The 2,285-nt window shown below is 47.0% G+C and carries 2 protein-coding genes; both read right to left on the bottom strand.

What is annotated here, in order from left to right:
• Positions 1 to 179: 179 nt before the first annotated feature.
• On the bottom strand, positions 180 to 1,643 hold the full coding sequence (locus ACTXGO_RS12670; RefSeq protein ID WP_443574782.1) for a M16 family metallopeptidase: 1,464 nt from the start codon (positions 1,641 to 1,643) through the stop codon (positions 180 to 182).
• A gap of 84 nt (positions 1,644 to 1,727) precedes the next feature.
• Positions 1,728 to 2,285, bottom strand: a 558-nt coding sequence (locus ACTXGO_RS12665; RefSeq protein WP_443574781.1) for a M16 family metallopeptidase, incomplete at its 5' end; no start/stop codon positions are given.

Raw genomic sequence — 2,285 nt, 5'->3', positions numbered from 1 at the left:
GTTAAGTATAAGCCTAAGCGCTTAGAGTACGATTTGACGATGGTTATCAAAGACTAATCGTTGTTAACATCAATGTATTGTACCCCTTAACCGTCTATCAATTTTGATAGACTATTAGCTCTAGCAATAAGCACTGTCTGTAATTTATCAAGCGCCGTTTATAGACAGCGCTAATACAGTTATTTGTCATTCCAAGGATCGACTTCCCCAACAGTCACAATCAAAAAGTTCTCAGGCTCCAGCGTATCACGCAGGGTCTGGTTAACCGCAGGCAAACTCACTTGCTCGATACGGCTGACGTAATCACTCAAATAACTGTTTGGCAACTGATAAAAATTCATCATGCCAAGCAAGCCGTTAATCCCAGCATTACTCGCAAAACTCATCGGAAAGCTGTTTTTCATATTATCTGTGGTCAAGCGCATCTCAGATGCTGTGATACCTTGCGCTAGCGTTTTATCAATGACGCTTAGGCTGGCATCAATCGCCGCGCGCGCTTTGTCGTTGCGGGTTGAGAAACCGATCTGATAAGGGCCGCGAGTCAACATCGGATTCATCGATCCTGAGATGCCATAAGTATAGCCCAAGTTTTGGCGAATCTCGGTCATCAAGCGCGCATTAAAGTCGCCGCCTGCTAAGACCTCATTACCAATAGCGAAGTTGGTTTGCTGCTGCTGAGCCACAGGATTGGTTGCACGCTTATTACCTAATTGGCCCATCAACACAGTCGTTTGGCTACTAGGAAAGGGTATGTGAATGTGCTGCTCTTTGGTCAGTGGTTTTGGTTCAGGTAGCACCGCCGCCGCTTGTCCTTTGGGCAGATTAGCGGTGATATCCTCAGCGAGCGCCTTTGCCTCGGATGAAGTTAGATTGCCTGTCATCGCAAGTGAGGCATTAGCCGCGACCAAGTAGCGATCTGTAAAATCTAATAAATCTGCTCTGTTGATACTAGGTACACTCTGTAATGTACCAGAGGAGGGGTGCGCATAAGGGTGCGTCCCATATAGTGCTTCGTTAAATTCTAAACTGGCAAGGCTGCTTGGATCTTGTTTTTGCTGCTGCAAACCGACCAAAAGCCGCGCTTTGTTACGCGCCAATATTTGCTCATCAAAGGTAGCCTCAGTTAGCATCTGCGTCATCAAGTCAATCGCTGGCAGCAGGTGCTCATCATCAGATAAGCTGCGCAATGAGACGATAAACATATCTTTGTAAGCGCTACTACCTAGATTGATACCCAAAGTCTCTGAGGCGCGGGTGAATGCCTCTTCATCTAATCGAGTAGTGCCTTGAGTCAGCATCGTCGCTGCCATATTAGCAATACCATAGCCCTCTGTACGTATCGAGCCATCGCGCGCGCTACCAGCGTTAAAACGCAAGTCAATATCGACAATAGGTAGGGCAGTAGTACGTACGAACGACACGCGCACCCCTGAGGTAGTGGTGAATTGTTCGATATCAGGTACGGTAATTTGTAGCGGTTTGACGTTATCGAGACTGGTCAATGTCGATAGCGCCGCAATCGGCGCATTAGGATCAACGATCGTAGTCGCGCGGTAGTCCTCTGCATGACTAGACACGCTCATAGCTAGTAGTAGGCTCATGCTTAGATAACGGACGGACTTTGATAAGAGGTTTTGAGTCATGTTTTTCTTCTTAGTCTGATTGTTTTTGATACTCGTACGTAGTCAGCGATAGAGTGTTCGTTGCTCTATATCGATAAATCAAACTTAATTTATCGCTGTTAGTTTGTTAGTTTTGTCATCGGCCGCGTCACTCTCAGGCGGTACCACGTACATTACCGTGAGATTGTCCTTAACCAAGTATTTTTTGCTAGCGGCTTGAATATCGGCGACACTTATCTCATCGAGTTTACTTGGCAAGCTTGCAAGTAGCCTATCGTCTAATCCAATAGACTGCATGGAGCCTATCATTCGCGCCTGACCTTGCATACTATCTTGCGCGTAAACTAAGGAGGTCACCGTATTGGTCTTTGCACGGCTAATGTCATTAGCGGCAATCGGATCAGTAGATAATTTGTCAATCTCAGCGATAATAGCTTGCTGCGCTTGCTCTAAGCTTACTCCTTCACGCGGCGTCGCTTGTATCAAAAACAGGCCATCGCCGCGATCGAGCAAGTTGTAAGAAGTGCCGACCGTGGTGAGCAGTCCTTGCTCGCGTATCAAGCGGCTCTCAAGCCTTGAGGATAGGCCACCGTCTAATACATACTGCGCCAGCGATAAGCTATAAGCCTGTTTTTCATCAGGCTGTGCGGTCAGTAAACTTGG

Source organism: Psychrobacter sp. T6-1, assembly GCF_052258445.1.
This window is presented reverse-complemented; position numbering and strand designations above follow the sequence as displayed.

Excerpts from the sequence above, each read along its gene's own strand:
- ACTXGO_RS12670 (WP_443574782.1), bottom strand. The coding sequence starts at position 1,643 with ATGACTCAAAACCTCTTATCAAAGTCCGTCCGTTATCTAAGCATGAGC.